The sequence below is a fragment of the Ruegeria sp. BE9 genome, from assembly GCF_056538765.1.
The window spans coordinates 31,294-56,817 of record NZ_JBQFTS010000009.1 but is presented as its reverse complement, the minus strand read 5'-3'; the positions used below and the strand labels follow the sequence as shown (position 1 = coordinate 56,817).

26 protein-coding genes and 1 tRNA gene are annotated in these 25,524 nt (G+C 55.1%); 5 read left to right on the top strand and 22 right to left on the bottom strand.

Translation table 11 applies throughout. The annotated features are described in order from the left end of the window. The first annotated feature begins 33 nt into the window (after window positions 1-33). Window positions 34-1,149, top strand: coding sequence for a THUMP domain-containing class I SAM-dependent RNA methyltransferase (locus ACR0EO_RS19530; protein WP_480692482.1), 1,116 nt, complete (start codon window positions 34-36; stop codon window positions 1,147-1,149). A 116-nt stretch (window positions 1,150-1,265) separates the two neighbouring features. After that, a tRNA-Pro gene (locus ACR0EO_RS19525) sits at window positions 1,266-1,342 on the top strand. A 1,023-nt stretch (window positions 1,343-2,365) separates the two neighbouring features. On the opposite strand, the gene thpR is transcribed toward ACR0EO_RS19525, so the two are convergent. The 12 genes from thpR to ACR0EO_RS19465 form a co-directional block, all read right to left on the bottom strand. After that, window positions 2,366-2,881 carry an RNA 2',3'-cyclic phosphodiesterase gene (gene thpR, locus ACR0EO_RS19520; protein ID WP_480692481.1) on the bottom strand — a complete coding sequence of 172 codons (516 nt, stop codon included), beginning with the start codon at window positions 2,879-2,881 and terminating at the stop codon, window positions 2,366-2,368. 280 nt (window positions 2,882-3,161) lie between these two features. Further along, on the bottom strand, window positions 3,162-3,776 hold the full coding sequence (locus ACR0EO_RS19515) for a transmembrane anchor protein (protein WP_480692480.1): 615 nt from the start codon (window positions 3,774-3,776) through the stop codon (window positions 3,162-3,164). A 12-nt stretch (window positions 3,777-3,788) separates the two neighbouring features. After that, entirely contained in the window at window positions 3,789-4,505 is a 717-nt protein-coding gene (locus tag ACR0EO_RS19510) for a HupE/UreJ family protein (RefSeq protein ID WP_480692479.1), read from the bottom strand. Window positions 4,506-4,565: 60 nt separating this feature from the next. Next, window positions 4,566-4,919 (bottom strand): hypothetical protein, encoded by a 354-nt coding sequence (locus ACR0EO_RS19505; protein ID WP_480692478.1) that lies wholly within the window; start codon window positions 4,917-4,919, stop codon window positions 4,566-4,568. A gap of 432 nt (window positions 4,920-5,351) precedes the next feature. Beyond that, window positions 5,352-6,836, bottom strand: a complete 1,485-nt coding sequence (locus ACR0EO_RS19500) for a TRAP transporter large permease (protein WP_480692584.1) — start codon at window positions 6,834-6,836, stop codon at window positions 5,352-5,354. Window positions 6,837-6,844: 8 nt separating this feature from the next. Further along, on the bottom strand, window positions 6,845-7,429 hold the full coding sequence (locus ACR0EO_RS19495) for a TRAP transporter small permease (RefSeq protein ID WP_480692477.1): 585 nt from the start codon (window positions 7,427-7,429) through the stop codon (window positions 6,845-6,847). A gap of 60 nt (window positions 7,430-7,489) precedes the next feature. Then, window positions 7,490-8,536, bottom strand: a complete 1,047-nt coding sequence (locus ACR0EO_RS19490; RefSeq protein WP_480692476.1) for a TRAP transporter substrate-binding protein — start codon at window positions 8,534-8,536, stop codon at window positions 7,490-7,492. 519 nt (window positions 8,537-9,055) lie between these two features. Further along, window positions 9,056-10,264 (bottom strand): benzoate/H(+) symporter BenE family transporter, encoded by a 1,209-nt coding sequence (locus ACR0EO_RS19485; protein ID WP_480692475.1) that lies wholly within the window; start codon window positions 10,262-10,264, stop codon window positions 9,056-9,058. A 33-nt stretch (window positions 10,265-10,297) separates the two neighbouring features. Continuing rightward, a complete protein-coding gene (locus tag ACR0EO_RS19480) occupies window positions 10,298-11,158 on the bottom strand; it encodes a 3-oxoadipate:acetyl-CoA acetyltransferase (RefSeq protein WP_480692474.1) in 861 nt (286 codons plus the stop codon). 60 nt (window positions 11,159-11,218) lie between these two features. After that, window positions 11,219-11,362 carry a hypothetical protein gene (locus tag ACR0EO_RS19475; RefSeq protein WP_480692473.1) on the bottom strand — a complete coding sequence of 48 codons (144 nt, stop codon included), beginning with the start codon at window positions 11,360-11,362 and terminating at the stop codon, window positions 11,219-11,221. A gap of 30 nt (window positions 11,363-11,392) precedes the next feature. Next, complete coding sequence (locus ACR0EO_RS19470; protein WP_480692472.1) at window positions 11,393-12,250, bottom strand: alpha/beta fold hydrolase; 858 nt, start codon at window positions 12,248-12,250, stop codon at window positions 11,393-11,395. Continuing rightward, on the bottom strand, window positions 12,247-12,627 hold the full coding sequence (locus ACR0EO_RS19465; RefSeq protein WP_480692471.1) for a hypothetical protein: 381 nt from the start codon (window positions 12,625-12,627) through the stop codon (window positions 12,247-12,249). Before ACR0EO_RS19465 ends, ACR0EO_RS19470 begins: the two co-directional genes overlap by 4 nt. A gap of 285 nt (window positions 12,628-12,912) precedes the next feature. Here ACR0EO_RS19465 and ACR0EO_RS19460 point away from each other — a divergent pair, with 285 nt between their 5' ends. Beyond that, complete coding sequence (locus tag ACR0EO_RS19460; protein WP_480692470.1) at window positions 12,913-13,788, top strand: dioxygenase family protein; 876 nt, start codon at window positions 12,913-12,915, stop codon at window positions 13,786-13,788. A gap of 95 nt (window positions 13,789-13,883) precedes the next feature. Beyond that, window positions 13,884-14,783 carry a LysR family transcriptional regulator gene (locus ACR0EO_RS19455; protein WP_480692469.1) on the top strand — a complete coding sequence of 300 codons (900 nt, stop codon included), beginning with the start codon at window positions 13,884-13,886 and terminating at the stop codon, window positions 14,781-14,783. A 114-nt stretch (window positions 14,784-14,897) separates the two neighbouring features. Here ACR0EO_RS19455 and benD read toward each other — a convergent pair whose 3' ends face one another. The 6 genes from benD to ACR0EO_RS19425 all read right to left on the bottom strand — a co-directional run bounded on the left by benD (window position 14,898) and on the right by ACR0EO_RS19425 (window position 21,071). Further along, window positions 14,898-15,677: a benzoate diol dehydrogenase BenD gene (gene benD, locus ACR0EO_RS19450; protein WP_480692468.1), complete on the bottom strand. Its 780-nt coding sequence runs from the start codon at window positions 15,675-15,677 to the stop codon at window positions 14,898-14,900. Further along, on the bottom strand, window positions 15,674-16,696 hold the full coding sequence (gene benC / locus ACR0EO_RS19445) for a benzoate 1,2-dioxygenase electron transfer component BenC (RefSeq protein ID WP_480692467.1): 1,023 nt from the start codon (window positions 16,694-16,696) through the stop codon (window positions 15,674-15,676). Before benC ends, benD begins: the two co-directional genes overlap by 4 nt. A 72-nt stretch (window positions 16,697-16,768) precedes the next feature. Next, window positions 16,769-17,293 (bottom strand): benzoate 1,2-dioxygenase small subunit, encoded by a 525-nt coding sequence (gene benB, locus ACR0EO_RS19440; protein ID WP_480692466.1) that lies wholly within the window; start codon window positions 17,291-17,293, stop codon window positions 16,769-16,771. Between the two features lie 12 nt (window positions 17,294-17,305). Then, the gene (gene benA, locus ACR0EO_RS19435; RefSeq protein WP_480692465.1) at window positions 17,306-18,694 is read right to left on the bottom strand and encodes a benzoate 1,2-dioxygenase large subunit; all 1,389 of its coding nucleotides are present in this window, start codon (window positions 18,692-18,694) and stop codon (window positions 17,306-17,308) included. A gap of 75 nt (window positions 18,695-18,769) precedes the next feature. Continuing rightward, window positions 18,770-19,915: a muconate cycloisomerase family protein gene (locus ACR0EO_RS19430; RefSeq protein WP_480692464.1), complete on the bottom strand. Its 1,146-nt coding sequence runs from the start codon at window positions 19,913-19,915 to the stop codon at window positions 18,770-18,772. A 484-nt stretch (window positions 19,916-20,399) separates the two neighbouring features. Beyond that, window positions 20,400-21,071 carry a TetR/AcrR family transcriptional regulator gene (locus ACR0EO_RS19425; protein ID WP_480692463.1) on the bottom strand — a complete coding sequence of 224 codons (672 nt, stop codon included), beginning with the start codon at window positions 21,069-21,071 and terminating at the stop codon, window positions 20,400-20,402. A 13-nt stretch (window positions 21,072-21,084) separates the two neighbouring features. Between ACR0EO_RS19425 and ACR0EO_RS19420 the strand changes: the two genes are divergently transcribed. After that, a complete protein-coding gene (locus ACR0EO_RS19420; RefSeq protein WP_480692462.1) occupies window positions 21,085-21,648 on the top strand; it encodes a hypothetical protein in 564 nt (187 codons plus the stop codon). Between the two features lie 147 nt (window positions 21,649-21,795). Here ACR0EO_RS19420 and ACR0EO_RS19415 read toward each other — a convergent pair whose 3' ends face one another. From ACR0EO_RS19415 to ACR0EO_RS19400, 4 genes are all read right to left on the bottom strand, one after another. Further along, window positions 21,796-22,332 (bottom strand): nucleoside/nucleotide kinase family protein, encoded by a 537-nt coding sequence (locus ACR0EO_RS19415; RefSeq protein ID WP_480692461.1) that lies wholly within the window; start codon window positions 22,330-22,332, stop codon window positions 21,796-21,798. Between the two features lie 107 nt (window positions 22,333-22,439). Continuing rightward, window positions 22,440-23,222: an ATP-binding cassette domain-containing protein gene (locus ACR0EO_RS19410; protein ID WP_480692460.1), complete on the bottom strand. Its 783-nt coding sequence runs from the start codon at window positions 23,220-23,222 to the stop codon at window positions 22,440-22,442. Then, the gene (locus ACR0EO_RS19405) at window positions 23,222-24,292 is read right to left on the bottom strand and encodes an ABC transporter permease (protein ID WP_480692459.1); all 1,071 of its coding nucleotides are present in this window, start codon (window positions 24,290-24,292) and stop codon (window positions 23,222-23,224) included. Before ACR0EO_RS19405 ends, ACR0EO_RS19410 begins: the two co-directional genes overlap by 1 nt. A gap of 116 nt (window positions 24,293-24,408) precedes the next feature. Then, complete coding sequence (locus ACR0EO_RS19400; protein WP_480692458.1) at window positions 24,409-25,428, bottom strand: substrate-binding domain-containing protein; 1,020 nt, start codon at window positions 25,426-25,428, stop codon at window positions 24,409-24,411. Window positions 25,429-25,524 lie beyond the last annotated feature (96 nt).

The following is a 25,524-nucleotide window of genomic DNA, read 5'->3' as shown; positions in this document are numbered from 1 at the left end:
GCACCTACCAGACATTCGGTATAAGCAGCCAAAATGGAAAACACCGACGACTTAGAGATCTTTCTGATCGCCACACCGGGGCTAGAAGCACCCTTGTGCGCCGAGGCAAAAGAAAAGGGATTCGCAAAGGCCCATGCCGTACGCGGGGGCGTTGTTTGTCGTGGTGACTGGCCTGAGGTATGGCGCGCTAATCTGGTTTTACGCGGTGCAAACAAGGTTCTGGTACGTATTGGCAGCTTTCCAGCCGTACATCTCGCTCAGTTGGACAAGCGATCACGCAAGTTTCCATGGGCCGACGTGCTGCGCAGTGATGTTCCCGTCAAAGTAGAAGCAACCAGCCGCAAATCACGCATTTATCACGCTGGCGCCGCACGTCAGCGGGTTGAAAAGGCAATCTCGGAAACGCTGGGCGCGCCAATTTCGTCAGAAGCCCCTGTTCGCGTCATGCTGCGAATAGAGAAAGACATCTGCACCTTTTCTATCGACACATCTGGAGAGCCACTGCACAAACGCGGACACAAGGCCGCTGTCGCCAAGGCTCCGATGCGCGAAACGATGGCGGCCATGTTCCTGCGCGAATGCGGGTTTGATGGCAAAGAGCCTGTACTGGACCCCATGTGCGGCTCAGGCACATTTGTAATTGAAGCCGCCGAGATTGCTTCCGGCATGAACCCCGGCCGTACCCGTAAGTTCGCGTTCGAAGAACTGGGCACGTTTGATTCAAAAGCGTGGGGCGCAATGTGCGAACAAAAAGAACAACCGACTTCAGGTTTGCAATTTTTTGGGTCAGATCGAAACGCCGGAGCAGTCGAATCCTCAGTCGCAAATGCCGAACGAGCGGGTGTCTCACAAATCACATCTTTTCAGTGTCGGCCTGTGAGCGACATTAAACCCCCTGCTGGCCCTGCAGGGTTGGTCATCGTTAACCCCCCATATGGGGCGAGAATCGGCGATGAAAAACGCCTTAAGTCTCTTTACGGCAGTTTGGGCAAGGTTTTGGCCACACGATTTTCGGGGTGGCGCGTGGGCATTGTGACCAGCAATCAGTCGCTTGCCCGTGCAACACGATTGCCATTGTTACAACCGGGTCCGATTGTAGATCATGGTGGCACAAAAATACGTCTGTATTGCACCGATCCACTGCAATGAAACCGCGGTTCAGCTCATTGCCACGCGCGTATTTTTGGTCGCGCCCAAATCCTGCGATCACACTTAAATAGCCTCTTGCACATCCATATCCCCGGGTATAGATCACGCGCCACGGTCGGAGTGTAGCTCAGCCTGGTAGAGCACTGTCTTCGGGAGGCAGGGGTCGGAGGTTCGAATCCTCTCACTCCGACCAAATATTCATAAAATTACTATGTCTTATGAAAAAGCCAAATGGCTTACTACAATTACTGCTGTCGCTGGGTAACACCGGGGCAGCACCAAAAGCCTGCTTTTTACGAGCTTTCGATTTCCGATTGCAGGCCTTCAAGTTGATCAACGTGATCTACCACCTCTTGATCTTGATGGCCTTAATCAACCCTTTTGGGCTGTATACATCGCTCCCGCCAATTGTTGCAGCGAACAAGTCCAAAGCAGCACGAGTTGGTACAACCCACACCATATTACCACTTACTCTTTCACGCATTTCCTCAAATAACCCAGACACTCAAATATCATCTGAAACACAAGAATTATACGTCATCTCAGATATGAAAAATTACTGAATATATTTGGGCGGCGGGAAATGCGCGAAGACCGGCGGTGGCGGTCGCAACTGGCCTAGAGGCCTGTTAAAACTCAGAAACTCGCAGGCTTGAGTCAGATAGAAGTTGTGAAGGGTGATTTGAAAGAAATGAGTGATTGCTGGAGCGTCTACACGGTGACCAGAACTCGAACTCACATCATGGCTCTTCGAACTTTCGAAGAGATTGAAAAGCGCCTCCAACGCGGCGAAGGAACGATCAACCAAATCAGTTTTGAAAAGGAAAGGTAAGCGTCGCAACACGTGCAAGCGCAAACGCTAGCATTAGTTCGCTCCGCAGAAGTACATTTTCAAGTCGCTGTGCAAGCAACGTTCGGATATCGAAAAGGCGTACGAGAGGTTATAGAGATCGTGGCAAATGTTCTTCGCTTCGGATCACTCGTCGGAATCACTTCTGTTTAACATTTTTAGATACATCCGGGCGCTTTAGGCGCGCTTTACGTCCGATTTTGCGAACCCTTTCTTTATCTAAAGTGAATCTGCTCGCCCTTTCGCCTGTTAAGATATGACGAGTCATTCGCAGACGAAATCTTCGAGAAAAATAGAGACGTTAGGCATGTTCTCGAAGCTATTTTGCGGCTGGTCTAGTTAGCCAACCAGAAGGGAAGCCGTTCGCTAGAAGGTATAATGCTCTAAAACGTCATGCCGCGCGCCGTCAGGGCGCAAGGTGGATTGATAAAGGGTAAAGCCGGTGACGAGCATTTCTTGTAGAGCGGTTACTTTGCCAGAGCATTGTAAGTGCTGAACAGTCCCACGTTGCTTTGGTTTAAAGCGGGCAATGGTAATGTGCGGACGGAAACGCCGACGGGGCAGCACGATACCGGCTCGCCGCGCGGCGGTCTGTACTTTTCGATGCAAAGCAGCGAGCTCGGGGCAATCCGCCGCCTCGACGGCCATCACGTGACCAAAACTGCTGATCCCTTTAAATGAGACTTTGAAGGGCGGGGAGGCAAGCGTTAAAAGCTCTTCATGCAATGCCTCCAAAACCTCCACGGGATGATCATCCAAAAACGCTAGCGTTAGATGCATGTTGTCTGGCGATACCGGTCGACCGGCCGGCAACTCGCGTTGAAGTAGTGTGAGAGCATCTTTTGCCTCATCGCTGAGCGATATAGCCACGAATAACCGCATAACCCCCTCGGGCTTTCCTTGCTCTTACAAATAGCATCACGCCAGACGTTCATCAAAGCTAAGCCAAATATTCCCATACCCACTGAATTTCTGGCCATGGCCGTCGGCGGTCAAACAACTAACTTTTTTGCTGATACAGCCAGTCGCGATCGCGCGGTAGCGGATGTTCCTACTGTTGCTCACAAATGCCTGCTTTGCGGACCAAACGGTCAATGACGGCAAAGCAGCGAATGACCGCATTGATGCCGCGCACCACTGTTTTGATGCGCGGCTTGCGATATCACTCGCTTCGAACAATGCCCGAGTAAGCACCATTCAGGTTGAGCGTGACTGTAACTGGCTCATCGTCCCTATTGCGCCAGAACCAGCCGTGATTACCGGCGAAGGGAGTTTCAAAGCTGCCCTCGCCTTCGGTTAGACCGCGCCCTTTCTCGTACGTCACTTTTTGGTCACCCGCATGTGCATGGAGGTCGAAGTTGATACGACCACCTTCGGCCCCCCATGAGTAGAACAGGGTCGCACCCTCTTCCATGGTCGCCTTGATCTCGGCGAACTCCCCCGGTTCGAGCGTGAACGTGATTGTATCCTGCCACGCCTCCTGAGCGTGTGCTGCACTTACGAACAGACCGAACACGTTGTCCCATAGACTGGACGACTGATCAGCACCGTGAAGCTGTTGGTCTTGTTTAGCTTCATCCGCCAGTTCCTGCTTGATTTCACCCATCTCAGTTAGACCAAGCATGCGGCCAGCACCTGTTGGGTCGATTCCGTATTCCGAAGGCAGCACAATAACGACCAGTATCGCCACGGCACTGATAGCTGCGATTATCGTGGACCGAAGGAGTTGGGCTGAGCTTGGTAATTCTTCGAGGCTCGGTTTTTTTGCGTTAAACATCTGTGCTGCTCCTTATGCGGCCACGAAGTAGCCAGTGAGTTGGTATCCCATCAGCACAAAGCCGATGGTCATCATGACGACGTTGACGGTGTAAGCTTGCTGGAAAAACTTGGCGCTCTTGCGCCAATACCCCATGACGATGAGGATGGCTGCCAGTGCCAGAAGTTGACCGATCTCGACGCCAACGTTGAACGCGAGAAGGTTGGGCAGAAGCCCATCTGGTGCGATTTTATAGTCCAGTATCTTCGTGGCCAAGCCGGTGCCGTGGAACAGGCCGAAGATGAAAGTCGCTGCCTTGGTGTTGGGCTGGAAGCCGAACCACCGCTGATATGCCCCAAGGTTGTCGAGCGCCTTGTAGACAACGGACAGACCGATGATGGCATCCACAATGTAGGAACTGATGCCCCAGCCAAACCAGACGCCCGCAAGCATCGTGATGGAATGCCCCACGGCAAAGAGGCTCACGTATACTGCAACGTCTTTCGACCGATAGAGGAAGAAGACGACGCCAAGGAGGAACAGGATATGGTCGTAGCCCGTCACCATATGTTTGGCTCCGAGATACATGAAGGGGATGATGTGCACGCCCCAGATTTCTTGGATGTAGCCAGCATCGCCGGGCGTAACATCATGCGCCATGGCTGCGCTGGTCGATAGCAGCAACATGGATAGGACAAAGAACGCGAGACGCTCAGAATTGCGTCTGACGCCTTCATTGAAGGTTCTCATGGATTAACTCCGCTTAGTATTTGGATTGATCAGTGATGCGCGTGAGCCGCGCAGAGCCGATCAAGCGCGCGGAGGTCGGTCTATTCGGAACTGACGAGTGGGACCGTTGGCCGAAGCTAGCCGTCGCCACGCCTCGCCTGCGTGCAATTCAGGAGCGGTGCCGGGACCACTGGAAAGAAAAGCTTGGTTGTGATCGTGATCAGCTACATCGTGACTGTGGCCGTGCATCGCCCAGAACAAATCTTCCTCGAATCCGTGCGAGTGGCCATGATCCTCGACCATTTCCAGATGGTCTTGGATCGTCTCAAATATCGCCGGTGCGTGAGAGAATGATGGCGTTACGGACCAAACGACCAACGATAGACAGAGGGCGACCAAGCCAACTCTCTGAATGTGCTCGTAAGCCTGTTTCATCACATCTGTCTGCCCGTTGATTGCAGCCTTTTTGCGGCCGCCACGATTTCGTTCACCTCTACCGCAGTGTGCGCCACGTGGTCAATTCCGGACAAGAGACCATCGTATAGATTGAGTTGTCTTGGACCTGTCGCGGCACCCGAAACGACAGGTTTGCATAGCTACCCTTCGTTCATCTTGCAGCATCAGTCACGATGGGCTCCTTTTTTGACCTCGGATATACCGTAGTATCTGGCCCAGGCGAAGCTTTCCTCAGCAACAAGGGCGGCCCATACCAACCATTGGCCGAGGTATTTCAATGCTGCCTTCGCACCACCTCTAGCCGCCATTCGCTATATCAGCGAAACCCAAGATCTGGCGAACTTAGTCGGAGAAAGAAAAGAACCCCAAGCTATCCAAATAGCCCGGGGTCCGATAGCGCGCCCTCTATACTTACAGCGGTAGTAAAGCCAGGGTGATGAACGGGAAGGCGACCAGGATCATTACACGGATCAGGTCCGAACCCACAAAGTAGAGCACCGCCTTATAGGTCTCAACCATTGGCGTTTTCCTGTCCATCGCGTTGATAACGAAGAGGTTCATGCCAACTGGCGGCGTGATGAGGCCGACCTCGACAACAATGAGAACAAGGATACCGAACCAGATTGCCGTGTATTCGACGTTTGCCCTGTTCAGCACCCCCTGATTAACGCCACGAAGACCAAGCTCGCGCGTCATTTCGCGGGTCAGTTCCTGACCACTGGCAAGGATTGCCCGGGCCTCTTCCAGAAGCGCTGCCGAAATCTCAGCTCCGTCAGCAACGAATGCCTCGAGCTTTGACGATTGCAGTTCAACCATCGATACAAGTCCGAAATCCAGTTCCTGCATGATCGGCCAGAAGATCGGGATCGTCAGAAGGATCATGGACAAACTGTCCATCAAGCAGCCAAGCAGAAGATAAAAGATCAGGATCAAGATCAGGATCAGCCACGGGCTCAGGCCGCTGGCCGCGACCCATGCGGCACCTTCTTGCGGGAGTTGGGTTAGTGCCAGGAAACCATTGTAGAAAGCCGCTCCCAGAACGATGAAGAAGATCATGGCTGTTGAACGCGCTGTCACGAAGAAGCTCTCAAACAGTTTTGAACGGGTCAGTCCCCCTGCAAGCCAAGCAATCAGACCGGTGCCGAACGCCCCAACGGCAGCACCTTCGGTGGGTGTGAACCATCCAAGGTAGATACCCCCAACGACCAGGAAGAACACCAATAGCACCGGCCAGACATCGAACAACGCGCGCAAGCGTTCGGCGTAAGGGACCCGGGGCCGCGTTCCTGCACTGCCGGGATTGATCCGCACATAGACGGCGATCGCTATCATATAGCCGATGGCCGCAAGAATGCCGGGTATGAAGGCGGCCAGAAACAACTTCGCAATGTTTTGTTCGGTCAGGATGGCGTAAATCACCAGCACGACGGACGGCGGAATTAGAATGCCAAGTGTGCCACCGGCGGCAAGTGTAGCCGTCGAAAATCCGCCAGCGTAGCCGTAGGCCTTCAGCTCTGGCAGGGCGACACGGCTCATCGTCGCAGCAGTCGCCAGAGACGATCCGCAGATTGCCCCAAAGCCAGCACACGCACCAACCGACGCCATGGCAACGCCGCCTTTGCGATGCCCGAGCCAACCCTCTGCGGCTTTGAACAGCGCCTGACTCATGCCTCCGAGCGTTGCAAAATGCCCCATGAGCAAGAACATCGGAACGATCGACAACGAGTAGTTCGAAAAGGTCCCGAAGGTTTCCGATTTCAACCGTGCGAACGGAATCGAGGTATCCCCGGTTACGATCACAAGCCCCACGAGGCCAGCAAGAAACATCGCCAGTCCGATCGGAACACGCAAGAAGATGAGCAGAAGGAGGGCTGGGAAAGACAACAGCCCGATCATGATATCACTCAATGGTCTGCCTCCAGATTGAGCGGCAGTACAATCCTGCCGGTCGCGCTCTCGACGACCCGCATGAGTGCCACATAGATTGAAACGATGGCGGCCACGATTGCAGCAACAAGGCTGACGACGTAGGCCCACCAGATCGGAAACTCGAGGTAGAACGTAGTCTGACCTGAATTGCGTTTGCTTTGCATGCCTTCGAACAGTTGCAAAGCTATGAGAACGAGCACTCCCGCAAAGATCACTTCGATGACGGCGGCAAGCAGCCGGTTCGTCCGCAAAGACAGTTGTGTGGTGAAGATGTCGACTGATGCGTGGGCGCCGTTCAACTGGCACAGCGGCAAAAACGCGAAGATGGCAAAGGCCATGCCCGCTTCCACCAACTCGAAGTCCCCTTTGATCGGCCCGATGCCCCAGTTCAGGATCATCGCAGCAAGTTCCGGAACCAAAGATTGTACGATTTCAGTGTTCAGCACCGTATTCAGGGAACGCCCCAGAACCGACAGGCAGGTAAGAATGATCAACGCCGTTAAAACAAACCCGCCAAGCTTTGCGAAAAGTCGCGCCAGATGGTCAAAGAAACCGTACATGGCAGTGCTCCCCAGTTGATGAAACGCCGCCGGGCAACCACCCGGCGGCGCGCAATAGGTTTAGAATTGGGCAGTGGCGCCCTTGCATTCACCGGCCATCAGCGAGCGGGCCTGGTCGATCATGGCCTGACCGTCGATGCCTTTGCCGTTCATGTCGGCGACCCATTCGTCATAGATGGGCTGGACGGCTTCAAGCCAAGGTTGGGTGTCGTTGACCGTGTAGATCTCGTTACCATTGTCCACGGCGATTTCGCGCGCCGGGCCATCCGCGTCCGCTTGGGTCCCGCCCCCGAAAACCGAGAACTCAAGGCCGGCATTCGCGTCGATAACGGCCTTTAGGTCATCGGGAAGCGAGTCGTATTTGTCCTGGTTCATGGCAACTACGAAGGTCAGTGTGTAGAGGCCTGCTCCTTCGAATTCAGTATGAAATTCAACCAGTTCCGGCACCTTGAGCGCTGTCGTCACTTCCCACGGGATTGTCGCACCATCAATAACCCCCTTCGACAAGCTTTCCGGGATAGCGGGTACGGGCAAACCAACAGGTGTAGCACCTGTCTGCTCCAGCAATTTGTTCACGAGGCGCGAACCGCCGCGAATTTTCATGCCCTGAAGATCGGCCGGGCTTTCAACGGGATCGGAGGTGTGGAACATTCCCGGTCCATGGACCCAGGTTGCCAGAATTTTGACGTCCTTAAACTCACTACCCTGCATGTGCTCTTCGTACATCTTCCAGTACGCACACGAAGCAGCGCGCGCGTCTTCGACAAAGAACGGAAGCTCAAACACTTCGGTCGTGGGGAAACGGCCAGGCGTATAGCCAACCACAGTCCAGATCACATCGGCAACGCCGTCGATTGCCTGGTCCATAAGCTCAGGTGGCTTACCACCCAGTTGCATGGACGGGAAACGGTCCACCTTGATGCGGCCTTCGGAATCTGCTTCGACCTTGTCGGCCCAGACGTCGAGCACCAGCTTGGGGACGTTCGCTTGCGCCGGCAAAAACTGATGCAGCTTCAACGTGACTTCTTGTGCGAATGCACCGGTGGCAGCGATTGCAGCCAACGCCGTTCCGGCCAAAAGATTCCGGGTTGTCTTCAACATGGTCATATGAGTTCCTCCCTTAAACCACCTCGAGGCAGCTATCGTCATCCGTTGAAGGATCTATGCCCTTAGGCACATTCGCGAGTGCCTCTCTGTTCGCGAAAACTGCAGAGAGATAAGCCATGGCAGGGAGTACCTGTCACGGTCTCGGTTGATACCTTTTCAGTGGTAGGATGTCTGGTGGGCCTGACGACAGAACAAGACACGCGTTGAATACAGTCAGAGTTGGCATTTAGCTTGCCAGACCCTTCCGATTAACCGCGATTGTTGTCGCCGTTTCCGCGTCAATCAGCGGCTTGTACGGCAACGAATGGTCTGTGTTGATTTAGGAGAACACACCGGCAGCTTGGTAATCGTCTATGATCGCACGAAGTTCACAAGCGATCTTTATGCGCATTTGAATTGGCCAGCTTGGCCCTCTGTTCCATGCGCAATGAAACGCACTGCCGCTATTACATCCAGCGTCCGCTCAGTGATAAACCCAAAGATCGTACCGGCAAGGCCTTTTGGCGGCTTCTGATTTGCTCACGTCTTTCTATTGCCTGTCCGCGGCTGCACAGCCCTCGTCAGAAAGTGCACGGCGATCCCAATAACCACGCCCCAAAACGCAGAACCGATCCCAAACAAGGACACACCGGACGCGGTGAACATGAAGGTGAGCAAACCGGCCTGAGCATCATCGGATGCCAGCATCGCACCCGTGAATTTCAGGATAGGTTGCAACAGAGCCAAACCAGCCAGCAACGCAATGAGAGCGGACGGCAAAAGGACCAAAGTTTCAACGATGCTTCCGGCGAAAACCCCTCCAAGACAGAAAAAAACTCCGCAGGCGATCCCGGCTACATAGCGGCGGTTGGGGTCTTCGTGGCTATCTGGTCCCGCGCAGAAGGCCGCCGTGATAGACGCAAGGGCAGTGGTGATCCCCCCCAAGAAAGCTGCCGCGACAGAGGCGAGGCCACCGACGATCAAAATCGGATTTGCTGAAGTCTGGAAACCACTCGCACGCAGGATCGCCATGCCCGGAAGGTACTGGCCACTCAGTGTTGTGATCAGCAAAGGCAACGCCAAGCTAAGCAGGGCGCCCGTTGAGACCTCCGGTCCCGACCATTCAAGAGTTGCGAATGCAATTCCGACGGATCCGATCGATGCATCATAGAAGCTGGCGCTGATCAGCAGGGCCGAGGCCAGCAAGACTAGCATGGCGTAGCGAGGAAAGATAACCGCACAGACGGCAAAGATGACAATCAGCAGAGCAATGGCGGGAGGATCCGTCGCCAACCCCCCGGCAGCTTTCAGGCCAAAACCGAAAAGAATACCCGCCATCATTCCGTTGGTCACAGAGGGCGGCAGGAGTTTTACAAGGCGTTCGAATACACCGGAAACGCCGATCAATATCAAAACCATGGCCACAGCCAGATAGGCGCCGATCATCTCGGCGGGCGACATGGATGTACCAAGCGATATCAAAAGGACCGATCCAGGAGCCGACCACGCCATTGCGATCGGAACGCGGAACCACAGGCTGAGGCCGATGCTTGAAAGACCCGCTGCGACTGAGATTGCAAAGACCCAAGAAGAGAAGCCGTCTATGGAGATTCCCATTGCTTCGGCGGCGCTCAAATAGATCAGAAGAGGACCGGAATAGGAAACGAGAACCGCAAGAAAACCGGCTCCGATTGCGGAGCCGGAAATGTCCCCCAGGCGGAGTCCCTGATATCCCGCTGAGTTAGACAAGCGTTATCTCAGATGCTCTTACACAGACCTCAGTCACGCAGCCTGTCCTTTCTCTGTATTCTTGGGCAGACGTAGGCCAAGAATGCGGCGCGCCTCTTGCCAGTCCGCCACTTGGCGATTGTTCCTGTCACAGATTTCCACGGCCTGGCGCACCAGTGCGGCATTGCTGGGCGCCAGCGTGTCGCGATCAAGGCGAACGTTGTCCTCAAGCCCCGTTCGAGCATGACCACCTGCAGCAATCGCCCATTCGTTTAGCTTGAGTTGATTGGCACCAATGCCAGCGGCGCACCACGGCGCGTCTTCGCCAAAAAGACGGCGCACGGTATGGATGTAGTAGTCGAACACGTCGCGATCGACTGGCATCGCGTTCTTCACACCCATTACAAACTGGACGTAAGGGGTTCCCACAAGCTGGCCCTTGTCCGCCATATCTTTGGCTTTCAGGATATGGCTAAGATCAAAGGCTTCGATTTCGGGTTTGATCTCGTATTTCAGCATTTCAGAAGACAGCCAGTCCACCAGCTCTGGCGGATTTTCGTAAACCCGGGTCGGAAAGTTATTCGATCCAACAGACAAAGAGGCCATGTCAGGCCGCAGCGGCAGCATACCACCGCGCGTCTGCCCCGCGCCCGACCGGCCACCTGTCGAGAACTGGATGATCATGCCGGGACAGTGTTTCTCGATCCCCTCTTTCAACGCAGCGAACTTATCGGGGTCGGAAGATGGGGTTTCATCGTCGTTGCGGACATGGGCATGAACGATGGTCGCTCCGGCCTCAAATGCTTCATGGGTGGATTCCACTTGCTCCGAAACAGTGATCGGAACGGACGGGTTATTGGCTTTCGTCGGCAAGCTACCTGTGATCGCCACGCAGATAATGCAGGGTTTGGTCATGATCGTCTTCCGTGTTGGACACCCCTGACAACTCGCAGGGGCGTCTGGCGCAGTCAGGGTTCAGGAGTGCGCATCCGCAAGGGTTGGCGCCTTACTCGAGCTTTCCGCGGCCCGACGCTCTTCATCCGTGAAAAACAGCCAGGCAGCATCGACCTTCTTGTGTTTCTTGCACCCGGCGCAGGGTTTGTCAGTGTTCTTGCACATGGCTCCTCCTCCCGTGCAGGGGTTGATAGGTTAGGCGGCTTCTGCTGCCCGCTTCGGCATTTTTTCTAGAGCTTCGACAAAGAACGGGCGGAAGCCCGCGGGATGTTCGCTCATCGGGAAATGGCCCAGTTCGTCCATTACGGCCAAAGTGGCACCCGGAATTGCCTTGGCTGTGCGCTCAGCATCTTCCGGCGTGCACGTCAGATCGTAGGCGCCAACAATGATGTGTACCGGCGTCTGCGCTGTATCGATCGTCGGAAGGCGCGGGATCAGGCTGTCGTCCTTGGTATAAAAGCTAAGATCACCTCGGAAAACGCCTGGCCCACTTTGCATGAACATCCAAAGCGTATTCCAGCGCTCGGAATCCGGTGCGTAGGGAGAGATATTCGCGGAAACGAGGGCTGCGCCCATTTCGCCACCATGGGCATCGGGACGGTGGAACCAGTCGATATCGTACCACGCAGGCTGGAAGTCCGAGGCTTCAATCGCGATGAATCCGCTGAACTTGTCGGCGTGCAGAGCCGCCAATTGCAGGGCGATGCGCCCCCCCATCGAACAGCCCGCCAAAACTGGACGATCGAGGCCCAAACCGTCGATAACGGCCAGTACGGTTTCGATATAGGCTTCGGTCGTGAGCAAGTATTCCTGCGTCTCGAACCCTTCAGGCGGCAGTGATTTACCGTGCCAGGGCATGTCGAAGGCGATGAGGCGGTTGGATGCCGTGATCGCGGCATCGTTCATCAGATGCCGCCACTGACGGGTATCCGCTCCGGCAGTGTGCAGGCATATGACCGGGCGCCCCTGCCCTGCCTCTTCGAAATAGATGCGGCGCGGGGCACCGCCCACGTTGACGGTCACATAGCGGCCCGTGATCGGCTCGATGCTCATGCTGCGAGCTCCTCTTTTGCGCGGGCAAGTGTCAGCACTTCCTTAAAGAAGCGTAGGTTCTTGACGAGGCTCAGTATGTCGCCGTCGATACGACCGCGGCCGATCTTCACCAGCCCGAAGATGTCATGAAAGCCCGGCTCGGGTCTCGCCTGCCAGAATTTGTTCAACGCTTCTGCATCTGTACGCAAAGCAAAGCGCCAGGGGGTCTTGCGACTTGGGCCTTCCGCGACCGAAACGATGCGTCCTTTTTCGAAGAACAGATAAAATTCATGGCCATCGATCTCGATGAGTACGGTTTCGGAAAACAATCGACCGAGGCGCAGCAAGTGTGGCGTTGCCTCAAGGCGCGTTTGGATTTGCTTGAAGGAATCGATCACCTTGACCTCCCATGCGTTCAAGTGCTGAAACGTTCGTGCCATGGCTGCGTGCCATGACGCCATGCCATCAAGGGTATGGGTCAATACTCTGACCCGCCCTTTGCCACCCAGTGCACCGAAGCCGTCACAGGGACTTGGTTCCCGGCCGCCAGGTCAACGTCGGTATCACCTCATACCGTAACAGGCATTGGGCGAAGTCGCGTTTTGGGCAACATCTGTTTGATAACGAGGGGCGGTGAAGCGTCTCGTGAAGGTATATCAGATTGCCAGGAGGAGGAATTACCCATGGGCATCGTCAACCAAGCGAACATCACCGACGTCGTGATCGATAGCCTCGGCAAGCACGGCGACATCACTGACCGTCAACGCGAGATCATGACCGGTGTCATCAAGCACATCCACGCTTTCATCAAGGATGTAAAACTGCAGCATCACGAATTCCTTGAGGCATGCGGGTATCTGGAACGCGCCGGCAAGCTGTGCAACGACAACCGTCAGGAGTTCATCCTGCTGGCCGATATCATCGGCGTCGAAGTTCTGGTGGACATGATGACCAACCCGGTCGAAGGCAATGCCTCGGAATCTACCGTGCTTGGCCCCTTCTACCGTGAGAACCCGCCTGTCCTGCCAAAGGGTGCGTCTACCATCCAGAAGCACTACGAAAACGAAGAAACTGCTTACTTCGAAGGCTACATCAAGGATGAGAACGGAAATGGCATCGCCGGCGTAACCTTGGACGTCTGGGAAGACGCTCCGAACGGAATCTACGAAAACCTGGATCCGGATCAGCCAGACTATAACCTTCGCGGACGCTTCGAGACCGATGAGAATGGCCACTACGCATTTGTCGCTGTGCGCCCCGTGCCCTACCCGATCCCCGAGGACGAAACCGCTGGCGAACTGCTGCGCTTCATGGGTCACCACCCGAACCGCCCCGGTCACATGCACTTCATCATTTCGAAGGACGGGTATCGCCCGCTGATCAGCCAAATCTACGACGCAGACAGCGAGTGGCTAGAAGAGGACAGCGTCTTTGCGGTCAAAGAAAGCCTGATCGGCAAGTTCAAGCCCGCCGCGGAAGAACTTGGGACCGACCTGCATTTCGAGTTCGACTTCGTGCTCAAAGCGGGAGCGGAAGAGAATGCGGTCGCCGCCGAGTAACTCCCGATAGCTCCATGAGAAAGGCCTCCGCTTGGACGGGGGCCTTTTTTCATTTTTTGCTATCGCTTACTCTAAGGTCTTGGGGGGGATGGAAAATGAACTTCAAACAGCTTTCCTATTTTATCGCGGTCGCTGAAGAACTGCATTTCGGGCGCGCCGCTGAGCGCCTGGATATGGCCCAACCGCCACTTAGCCGACAGATCAAACAGCTTGAGGATGAATTAGAAGCGATCCTCTTCAACAGGGGGCGCAGCGCCATCACCTTGACTCAAGCCGGTGAGCGTCTTCTCGAACGGGGAAAGACAATCATGGCTCAGGTAGATGATACCCGGTTGGAGGTGCGGCGGCTCGGCCAGGGAGCGGAGGGGCGTCTGCGCGTTGGATTCGTAGGATCGGCAACATTTGGAATTCTACCGAATATTATTCGGTCTTACCGCGCGAATTACCCAGAAATGAATCTCAGCCTCAACCCGATGAACAACGGGGAACTCTACCGAGCGCTCGTCTCTAGGGAAATCGACGTGGCGTTTTCGCGTCCAACGCTCAAGGACCCCGAGTTTGTCTCGAAACATCTCACAGAGGAAAAACTGATCCTCGCATTGCCGGACATCGTTGACACAGGAAACCGCACGGTCGCGAAACTCGAGCGTCTTATGACCCACAATCTCATTCTATATCCTGAGCGTCCTCGACCGAGCTATGCAGACATGGTCATCAAAGCCGTTGAGGATGCGGGTTTTCAGGCTCCCTTACGCATCTGGTGCATGGATCTACAAACCGCGCTCAGCCTTGTCGCGGTCGGAGAGGGTGTGTGTGTTGTGCCTGAATCCGTTGCGAATGCTCCGCGCAGAGGTATGAAGTTCCTCAGAATAGAACCGGAGATCGCGAGGACGGAGCTGTCAGTGACCTATCGCCTCGACGAGCAAGGCGTACACGTCAAAAACTTTGTCTCCGTGGCGCAGAAGGTTGCACGAAAGAGCCCGTTAAAGAAATAGCCGCACGATCGGCCTGTCAGTAATCGGTAGACTACATCGGGCGCGCGCAGGTCAGCGGCAGACCTTAAATCGGGCACCGCTCTTTTAGCTTGGTTTTTTCTCACACTTCAGGCGCTATCCAAGGTCTCCGCCACCGATAGGAACGGTGACACCAGTGATGTAGGTTGCGTCGTCCGAGGCAAGAAAGAGGATCGGTCCGACCTGTTCGTCGAGCGTGCCGTATCGCTTCATAAGCGAAGACTGGATTGTCTGATCGACGATCGTCTTGTACCAATCTTCGTGCTGCTCCTCCTCAGCATTGGGATTGCGCGGTACGACCCGAGGCGGTGCTTCGGTTCCGCCGGGAGCTGTTGCGACCACGCGTATTCCGCGTTCAGCGACTTCCCACGCAAGGCTTGCGGTGATGGCGTTTACACCACCCTTTGCCGCAGCATAGGGCACACGGTTTAGACCACGGGTCGCAATCGACGAGACATTGACGATCACGCCCGAACCCTGCGGCAACATCCGCTCAATCGCTGCACGGCAGCTGTAGAGCGTCGGAAACAGAGACCGACGCACCTCGGCATCGATTTGCTTGGGCTCGTAATGTTCGTAGGGTTTAGCCCAGATCGTGCCACCGACGTTGTTCACCAGGATATCGATCCGACCCCATAGATCCATCGCCTTTTGGATCGCCTTGTCGCACCCACTCCAGGTTTCGAGGTTCACCGAGATCGCCTCGGCTGTTCCACCTGCTTCCCTGATAGTGGTGACAACTTCCTTGCGAGCCGGAGAGCGGTCTACGATCAGGACGCGCGCGCCTTCGCTTGCGGCACGTTCGGCGACGCAACGCCCGATACCCTGCGCCGCGCCGGTTACGACCATAACCTTGTCTTGGAAGCGGCGGGTCATGCCGCTTCCTCAGTGGCTTCGGTCGGATTGAACTTCTCGTAGTAGAAATTGACCGGCTCGACGCCCAACTCGCCGAAATGCGCCCGGACGGCATCCACCATCGGAGGCGGACCGCAAAGATAGACGTCGCAATCCCCGCTGTTCAGGTCATCTGCGGTGACGTGATCGGTGACAAAGCCCTTGCGCTCATGTGCGTCTTCGTCGGCAGCCAAGATCGTGATGACCGTCACGTTGCCGATTTTCTCGGCAAGCGCCTGAACACGTTCTAGCTCAACCAGGTCAGCAGCGCGGGTCACAGCGTAATAGAGGACGATTGGGTGATCTGCCCCCTGCTCCGCTACCTGTTCGAGCATTGACAAGAACGGTGCGAGACCAGTGCCACCGGCCAACCACAATTGCGCGCGTTCGATGGGCCGCAGATAGAAAGCACCCATCGGACCCGTTGCAGTCAGAGCGTCGCCCGGCTTGGCTTTTTGGCCGAGATAGCTACTCATCACACCACCGGGCAAATTGCGGATCAGGAAGGTCGCCTCGACCTCACCGGGTGCCGACGAGAATGAGTAAGAACGGTGCTTATCGGTTCCCGGCACCGTCAAGTTCACGTACTGTCCCGGCAGGAAGCTGATTGGCTTTGCCAGCTTCACCCGGAGCCCGAAAGAGGTTTCGGAAAGCTGATCAACACCTTGCACCTCGGCCTCGACCGCTTCGGGTGCAGTCTTGCAAAGGGCGGAAGAGGCTGGAACCTTCACGACACAGTCGCTCTCCGGGGTCATCTGACACGTGAGCGCATAGCCTTGCTCGGCTTCCTCATCGCTCATCGACTCGTCCATGTAGAATTCCAGCTCGTACTCGCCCTTTTCGACAAAGCACTTGCAAGTGCCGCAGACGCCGTCCCGGCAATCCATCGGCAAGTTGATCTTCTGACGGAAGGCCGCATCGGTCACCTTCTCATCGTCATCGCACTGGATGACGCGCGTGACGCCATCTTCGAAATTCAGGGCAACGTTGTAGGTCGTCATGGCATGCTCCTCCCTTGATCGCGCACCCTGACGTGGATGCGCGGAGGTTTTCAGTCTCCCGGGAAACGGGGCTTAGACGTGGTAGACGTCAATCACGTGGTGGATGTGATCGTTTTTCAGAACCACCTTTTTGTCGGTGATCAACGGTTTCGACCCGCTGCTATCGATCGTGTAAAACGACGTACCCCAATGGGTATCAGTCTCACCATATCGATAGCTCAGGGTTTGCCAGTTGAAGCGCAGCTTGATTTCGCTGCCTTCGCGGCTCAGCACTTCGATGCCCGACAGATAGTGGTTGGTGCGCGGCTCGGGCAGCGAGGTCGCGGAAGACCTGTCGGTCTTGATCCGGAATACGCGGTCTTCAATGCCTTGCTTGTTGGGATAGTACATCAACGACATTTCGTTCAGCGGATCTTCGGTCAGTGTGTCGAAGTCATCCCAAGTGGGCATCCAGAACGGACAGTCCGCATGATAGTAGGTCAGCCAGGTGTCCCAGTCGCGATCATCCAAAGCACGTGCCTCTGCAAAGAGGAAGGCTTGGATTTCGTCGTAGCTCATCGCCGTGCCGGGCGCGCGTTCAAGCGTTAGAGTTGTCATGATCTTTCCTCCTCACTCGGCCGCGACCGACGCCTGGGGTGCGGATTCGCGTTCCTTTTCGATGGCCTCACCCATCCGCTCGGACCAGTTGCTGTGTTGAATGACGAAGAGACCTTCGTCCTCTGTGCGTGCGCCGGACATAACCGGATTGATGCCCAGTTCTTTGGCGTCTTCATCAGGACCTTCGATCCATTGCGTCGCGCCACGTGTCAGGTCGTTCCACTGTGCGTGCGATGCGCCGGCGTAGCCACGCTGTGTTGCCCGGAATTCTTCGGTATCATCCGGCGTTGCCATGCCCGAGGCGTTGAAGAAGTCTTCGTATTGGCGAATACGGCGGGTGCGTGCTTCCTGGCTCTCACCTTTCGGAGCGATGCAGTAAATCGTGACCTCGGTCTCATTCACACTCACCGGACGGAACACGCGGATCTGGCTCGAGAACTGGTCCATCAGGAAGACGTTGGGGTAGAGGCACAGGTTACGCAGAACGCCAACCATCCATTCCGCTTTCGTCTTACCGTACTTGTCCGTCCACTCTTCCAGGCGTGGATAGCCTGGGCGGTTCGTTGGGTCGGCCCATTCGGTCCAAAGCAGGATGTGACCATTTTCATAAGCATGGAACCCGCCACGCTGTTTGGCCCATTTCGACGCGTCCGTCGCCTTGATGTTATCTTCCTTGCCATCATCGGTACGGTGCGCGGTGGTGGCCACGTAGTTCCAGTGAACCGCAGAGACGTGATAACCGTCTGCGCCGTTCTCAGCCTGAAGCTTCCAGTTGCCATCATAGGTGTAAGTCGACGAGCCACGCAGCACTTCAAGGCCGTCATCAGCCTGATCAACGATCATGTCGATCATCTTGCGCGCTTCGCCAAGGTATTCTTCCAGTGGCTTTACATCATCGCTCAGCGAGCCGAACAGGAAGCCCCGGTAGTTTTCAAACCGCGCGACCTTGGTCAAGTCGTGGCTGCCGTCTTTGTTGAACTGCTCAGGATAGCCAGCGCCTTTGGGGTCTTTGACCTTCAAAAGTTTACCGGTGTTCGAGAAGGTCCAGCCGTGGAACGGGCAGGTAAAGGTCTTCTGGTTGCGCCGCTTGAAGCGGCACAGCTGTGCGCCACGATGCGAACAGGCATTAACCAGCGCATGCAGTTCACCGTCTTTGTCACGAGTTATGACAACCGGCGTACGGCCCATGGTCAGCGTGAAATAGTCGCCCGGCTCCGGGATCTGGCTTTCATGCGCCATGTAGATCCAGTTGCCTTCGAAGATGTGCTTGATCTCAAGCTCGAACAGTTCTTCATCGGTGAAAATATCGCGACGGCAACGGAAGACGCCGTTTTCAGGGTCGTCCTGAATCGCGCCATCGAGCCGCGCTTCAAATTCATCGATATTGGATTGGGTGAACATAGATGGTCCTCCTCCTAGCTGCCGTAACGTGTCCTTAAGCGTTGTGGCTGGGTTCACTATCGTGTCGCGCGGTCACTATCCGGCGACGACTTTCTTCCTCTTCCCTCCGTCGCGGCGAAAGAAATCGATCTTGTCCGGATCAAGGGTTACGCCAATGCCCGGTCCGCGCGGAATTTCGACACAGAAATCGCGGTATACGATCGGGTTCGCGAGGATCTCATCGGTAAGCAGGAGCGGCCCGAAGAACTCCGTGCCCCATTGGAGCGTTTCGATTGTTGCGAAAAGCTGAAGCGCTGCAGCTGTACCAAGCCCCGTTTCGAGCATCGTCCCGCCGTAAAGGCCAAGTCCAGCTGCCTGTCCGATGGCAATTACTTCTGAGCCCCGCTTGAGCCCGCCCGATTGCGCAACCTTGACCGCGAAAACATCTGTGGCGCCTGCGGCAGCGACCTCTAAGGCGTCCTCCGGTCCGTTCAGCGCCTCGTCCGCCATTACGGCGATTTCGTAGCTGCTGGTAAGTTCGGCCATTGCCTGGCGGCAGCGTCCTGGAACGGGCTGCTCGACAAGTTCGCAGCCCGCTTCCTGCAGGCCTTTCAGGCCCCAACGCGCGTCCTGCAGCGACCAGGCCGTGTTGATGTCAACACGCACGCTTGCCTTATCGCCAACGGCTTCTTTGATCCGCGCCACATGAGCAACGTCGTCGCGAACAGACCGTTTGCCGATCTTCAACTTGAAAATGTTGTGGCGGCGGGTTTCGATCATTTCTTGGGCTTCAACGATGTCTGTCTCGGAATTGCCAGACGCCAGCGTCCAAGCGACCGGCAGCTTTTCATGCACGGCACCGCCAAAAAGCTGGGACACCGGGACGTTCAACCGCTTACCCAGCCCATCCCATAAGGCGATTTCGATTGCCGCCTTGGCGATGCGATTGCCCTTCACGATCCTATCTATAAGTTGGATGGCACCGTTCACATCGTCGCCGTCGCGTCCGAGAAGCGCCGGCGTTACATAGGTGTCGATTGCTGATTGGATACCTTCGGGACTTTCCGGTCCGTAGCTTAGCCCACCGATTGTAGTGCCCTCACCGATCCCTTCCGACCCGTCCGAGAATTTGACCCTGACAAGAACGGCTGTCTGCGCGCGCATCGTGGCCATCGACAGCACGTGACCGCGAATGGTCGGAATGTCGAGGATCATCGTCTCGATCTGGTCAATTTTGGTCACTGAGCTCACCACGTCTACAGGTTTTGAATGCAGACAGATTGCCCACGCCAGCCGGATTCTGTCGATGATGGCACGGGTCTTGGGTGATACCCTGGGTGTAGGTTCCGCCTCATCGAAGCTGGGGCCCTTGCCCGCCAATCGGCCTGATTTTCAGCTCGGCAGACCGTCAAAGGGTCTCCATATGGAACCGGCGTTATGGCCTGATCGACGCCCTCACCCACAACAGACTGTAGTCACAAAGATGAACAGTCGGGTTTACGACCCTGGCCAACATGGTGATGTGCAACAACCGTGCAACCTAGCGCTAAGCTGTAGCCGATATCTCCCGAGTCACCACTGCATGAACAGGGTAAACAACTTCTGTCTCGCGTTTCCCATTTGGGTACACATCGGCAAAACGAAGCGATGAGACGCCAACAGCACGCAGTCTGCTGCTCAAAGCATTAACGTGCACTTCTTATGAGGTCGTAAGGGTCTGATAAATCTATTTGGCGGTGCCAGGCGATAAAACGGCAGTCATCGCCGCAATCATCAGTGTTTTCAAGGTTTCGTCCTCTTGCACAGACAACGCGTCTGCACCGACCGAAACACGACCAACGAACACTCCAGAAATGATGCTCAAAAGCATTCCGGCCTTCTGGTGTGCCTGGTCACCTCCGATGAGTTCAGCAAGTTCCTCAACCATAGGATTGCCGAGCTTTTCACGAATGACGCTATGGGCCTCCACCGATCCAGAAGACCTGATCGCCACAACCATCGGGTCGAAATCAAACTGATGATCTGCTTTTGCCAAAGCAATATCGACTAGTGCTGTCACGATTTGATCGGATGACAATCCTTTGAGTGGACCAAGATCAAAGCACGATTCCATCACGGCACTAAACAAACCGATCTTCGAACCAAAATACCGATTGATAAGGGCCGCGTTGCACCCCGCATCCGACGCGATACTTCTCGTGCTGGCCCCTTCATATCCCGCTCTCTGAAATTCCTTACGGGCTGCGCTCAACAGTGCTTCCCGAGTCATAGTTGGGTTGCGCTGCTTGCCTTCAACCTCGACTGACTGTTTCAATTTAGCGCCCAAGTAATCACCCGTTGACTTATCTATTTGCGTCATTGTAATCACCCGATTACTACCAATTTCAGCCAAGTCCAAGAGAGCCAGCAAGATGACCGAAACAATTCAGATCATTGACCACAGTGAACGCGTGGAAAACCTGTTGGCCCCCTACCGTGACATCATTGGCAATGACTACCCGGCGTATCGCGGTCACGTTTATCGCGTTATCACCTACGCGATGCGTTTTCTAAACGGCGACGAAACCGTGAGACCTTTGGTCGAGACGGCATTGGTCTACCATGACATTGGCCTCTGGACTGAGAATGAGCTTGCATATTTGGAGCCGTCAGAAGAACTCGCCTTAGCCGACAATGAAAAATATGGCTGGGGATTGGACCCTCAGTTATTGCGCGATGCAATACACTGGCATCACAAGGTATTCCCGTATCGTGGTCCAAATCAAAGGGTCGTGGAAGCAGTACGCAAAGGGGATTGGGTTGACGCCACCGATGGCAAAGTTCGCAAAGGTCTTAGTAAGACGCAGGTCAAAAGCGTGCAGGATGCGATCCCGAATTATGATTTCGGAAACGTACTTCAAAGGCTTGCAGGCGATCTCGGTGGAAACAAAGTGAACGGGAACCTTCGTGTCCTGCGCCACGTTTTTAAGTGGTAGCCGATCGTCGGCATCGGTCGACCATGCAAAGACAGCATTGGTCCGTAAAGCCACCTCTCCACGAAGGTACTTGAAACCGCCCAACGCGCTGCCTCAACGAACGGCTAAGTCCGGTGCGAAGAATTAGAACGTGTAGCGCTTCCCGATTTAAGTGTAGTTCTGGTTTAAGGTTAGATCGGCTTTCCTACTGCCCTTGATGACAAGTTCAGCATTAGGCAGATCGTTCGTTTTCGCTCGTTCCAGTGCATTTTTTGGATCAAAACCATGCTGGATCCAGCGGTGTTGCAACCTGTCTTTGAGCTCTTCCAAAGTCGGGCTGACAAAAACCGTTGCGCCATAGACGTCAACCAATGTTCTCCACGGATCGCGATCCATCAAAAGATAGTTTCCTTCAACGACGACTATCGGAGTTTCCGGGTGAACGGCAATCGCGTTGGCAACGGCCAAGTCCATATGGCGGTCAAATTTTGGGTAAAAGGTCTCATGTTGCGCAATCTGCAATGTTTTGATTGCATTGCAAAACCCAACTCCATCGAAAGTTTCTGGCGCGCCTTTTCTCGCCAATAGACCACGCGCCTCAAGCACTCGATTGTCCAGATGGTAGCCATCCATTGGTATCAACGTAGCCAATGGAACCGACGAAGACGGTTGCGCGTTTAGCGATTGCACGACGACGTCTGCCAAGGTCGACTTTCCAGATGCAGGGGGGCCGGCGATTGCGACAATCGTCCGACCCCCAACCTGCCTCCGGGAGGAGATCAGATCGCAAACGCGCTTTGCATCCTGTTCAATCACGCCGCGTCTTCTTTTGGTGGTTCCTTGGCGCCAGTCATAAAGGCCACCGCGTCAGACATTGTGTAGTCCTTAGGATCAATTGTGCAGAGGCGTTTGCCCAAGCGGTGTACGTGAATGCGATCTGCGACTTCAAAGACATGAGGCATGTTGTGGCTGATCAGAATGATCGGAATACCGCGTGCGCGCACATCCTGGATGAGTTCGAGAACCTTCCGGCTTTCTTTGACCCCCAAGGCAGCGGTCGGTTCATCCATGATGATGAACTTGGTCGCAAAGGCTGCGGCGCGCGCAACGGCGACGCCCTGGCGTTGACCGCCTGACAGCGTCTCAACTGCTTGATTGATGGATTGGACTGTCATCAGTCCGAGCTCGGTCAATTTTTCACGGGCGAACTTTTCCATGGCGGGTCGGTCAAGCTGACGCAGATACTTGCCCATGAAGCCCTGTTTACGGATTTCACGACCCATGAACATATTGTCCGCGATCGACAAAGCGGGCGACATGGCGAGCTGCTGATAGACAATCTCGATCCCCATGTTCCGTGCGTCGATTGGAGAGGTGAAATTTACCTTCTTTCCTTCGATCAGGATCTCACCCTCATCCGGGATTGTGGCACCACAGATCGCCTTAACGATGGACGATTTGCCCGCGCCGTTGTCCCCGATGACGGCCAGAATTTCACCTTGGCGCAGCTCAAAGTCGGAATGGTCAATAGCGGTGACATGGCCATAGCGCTTCACGATCCCGCGGCCTTGGACGACTGGAGTTGGCTCTGTCATTAGCCCGATACCTTTCTGATCCACTGGTCAACTGCGACCGCTGCGATGATGAGAAGACCGATGAGCAAGAAGGTCCACTGCGCGTCTGCGCCCAGCAGCCTCAGACCGAGGGTGAAGACGCCAACGATTAGCGCTCCAAAAAGCGATCCTAAAATGGATCCCCGCCCACCGAATAGGGAGATACCTCCAATCACAACAGCGGTGATGCTCTCGATATTGGCCAGTTGGCCCGATGTTGGAGAGACAGATCCGATGCGTCCGATCAGAGCCCAACCAGCGAAGGCACAGATCAGACCAGATAACATGTAGACGGACATGAGCGTTCGGTGGACGTTGACACCTGACAGTTCGGCTGCCTCAGGATCGTCTCCCACAGCATAGACATGCCGGCCCCAAGCCGTGTGTTTGAGTGCGTAGGCCAACACAAAGATCAGGACGAGCATGAAAATGACGCCAACGGTAAACGTTGCGCCACCGATAGAAAATTTAGTGCCGAAGAACTGAAGGAACGGGGCGTTTGCTTCGATGTCCTGGCTGCGAATTGTTTCGTTTGCGGAATACAAGAAGTTGGTCGCGAGAACGATCTGCCACATCCCGAGAGTGACAATAAACGGCGGCAGTTTAACGCGACTGACAAGCCAACCGTTCAGTGCTCCGATCATCGTGCCAACAGCCAAACCGCACATCACGGCGATTGGCACAGGGATGCCGTACCGGAACGTGAACTGCCCCATGATTACGGACGAAAACACCATGATCGCGCCAACGCTCAGGTCGATACCCGCAGTCAGAATGACCAAGCTTTGCGCCGCGGCGACGATACCAACAATCTGAACCTGCTGAAGGATCAGCGTCATTGCAAAGGGTGAGAAGAACTTTGAGCCCAGAAGCAGACCAAATATTATGATTGCTCCGACCAATACGATAAGCGGTACAAAGGAAGGATTGACATGGAGGAGATGTTGCAACTTCCCGAGAACACCATGCCGATTATCTTCAAATTCCGCCACAGTTTCTGATTTGTTTGCGGCGGTTTCATAACCTTGGGCGCTTTGGTTTGCTTCAGACATATCTCCCCCTTTTCGTGACCGGCATTACGCCCACGAGATCATTGTACAGGAAGTTTCGGTTTGCTGGTGAAAGGAATGATGAGGCGCTCTTATGCGCCTCATCCATTGGGTCAGTTTTAACCCCAGCAGAGCTCCAAGCCTTCGGCGACCGAAATTGACTCCACACCGTCAACAGGTTGGTCAGTAATGAGCGCAACACCGGTGTCATAGAAGTCTTTACCGGGCGTGTTTTCAGGCTTAACGCCCTCGTCGGCCCATTTCTTCACAGCCTCAACCCCAAGTGAAGCCATCAAAAGCGGGTATTGCTGGCTTGTCGCCCCGATTACACCGGCTTCTACATTTTGTACGCCGGGGCAGCCGCCATCAACGGATACGATCAGAACGTCGTTTTCGCGTCCGATCGACTTCAAGGCTTCGTATGCACCCGCTGCCGCTGGTTCGTTGATCGTGTGCACCACATTGATCGTTGAGTCTTTGGCCAAGAGGTTTTCCATGGCGCGGCGCCCACCTTCTTCGTTGCCATCGGTTACGTCACTACCAACCAGGCGAGCGTCAGTCTCATCGCCGATCACATTGGGGTCAGCGAGGTCTACCCCAAAGCCGTCGAGGAAGCCCTGATTGCGCAGAACATCCACTGTTGGCTGACTAACGTTCAGGTCAAGAGTCGCGATTTTGGCATCCGCTGCCGCATCACCCATTTTTGCCTTTGCCCATTGACCGATCAACAGGCCAGCCTTGTAGTTGTCCGTCGCAAAGGTTGCGTCCGCAGAGTCAATCGGGCTTAGCGGTGTGTCCAAAGCAATCACCAACACACCAGCGTCACGCGCCTGCTGAACCGCAGGAACAATCGAGCTTGTGTCAGACGCCGTGAGCAAAATGCCTTTTGCACCGTCAAGGATGCAGGTCTCTATAGCCTGAACCTGAGTTTCGTGGTCGCCGTCGATTTTCCCCGCAAAGGCCTTCAGTGTCATGCCAAGCTCTTCAGCCTTAGCTGTGGCGCCTTCCTTCATCTTTACAAAGAATGGATTGGTATCTGTCTTCGTGATCAGGCAGACAGTTTCACCGGCCGCTTGGGCAGATGCAGCCGCTACCGTGAGTGCGGTCGCCGATGCGGCAATCTTGAATAGATTTCTCATATTGTCCTCCCAAAAAATGTTGTGCCTCGCATGACGTGCCTGCGAGGTCAGACCTCATCCTCCAATGAAGGTCTCAATCAAGAAACCGTGATTCTG